Consider the following 782-nt stretch of genomic DNA (forward strand, 5'->3'; position numbering starts at 1 on the left):
CCCTATCTGCGACCTGGTGGACGAGCAGCTGAGTCGGATCTCCGAGCAGGCCCACACGCGCGGACCGGGTGAGCCGGACCCGCCGACGGCGGTCTACCTCGTCGGGGGCTTCGCCAACTCGCGGTATCTGCAGCACCGGCTCGCGGCGGTGGTCGAGGGCCGGGCTCGGCTGTTCGTGCCACCGCGACCGGAGAACGCCGTCCTGTTCGGCGCCGTGCAGTACGGCAACAATCCAGCCCGCATCCGTTCCCGCGCGGCCGCGCGGACGTACGGCTTCGGCCTGCTGGACGCGTTCGATTCCGCCCTTGATCCCCCTGAGCGGTTGTATCTCAACGCGGAGGGCAAGGCCCTGTGCAAGGGGCGGTTCCGCGTCCTGGTCCGACGTGGCGAGATCATTCCGGTGGGGAGCGAGAAAACCTCACGGGTCTATCCCCGCGAGGGCGACCAGACCCAGATGAGGCTGTCGTTCTTCGCCTCGGACGGGGACGATCCGCGCTATGTCGACGATGACCGGGTGAGCCAGGTCGGCTTCGTGACCATCTATCTGCCGGACGCCGGAACACGCCGGTACGCCGCCCGGGAACGCGCCATCGACGTCAGGACGATCTTCGGTGAGACGGTGATCCGGGTGCAGGCGATCGATCTCGCCACCGGCTACCAGACCGAGGCGGAGATCGAGTTCACCGCATGACCGGGAAACGTAGCGCGCAGGCCCCGTCCTTCAGGGCGGGGTTAGCGCGTCAACTCGGCTGCCAGAATGACCGGGGAATCGTGTATTCTGC

At 67.6% G+C, this 782-nt stretch carries 1 protein-coding gene; it reads left to right on the forward strand.

Annotation, left to right across the window (positions count from 1 at the left end; all coding sequences use genetic code 11):
• Window positions 1–691: hypothetical protein (locus G6R24_RS21225; RefSeq protein WP_225438898.1), on the forward strand; the 691-nt coding region annotated here is incomplete at its 5' end.
• Between the last annotated feature and the right edge of the window lie 91 nt (window positions 692–782).

The sequence above is a fragment of the Candidatus Frankia nodulisporulans genome, assembly GCF_902806475.1.
GTDB lineage: Bacteria > Actinomycetota > Actinomycetes > Frankiales > Frankiaceae > Frankia > Frankia umida.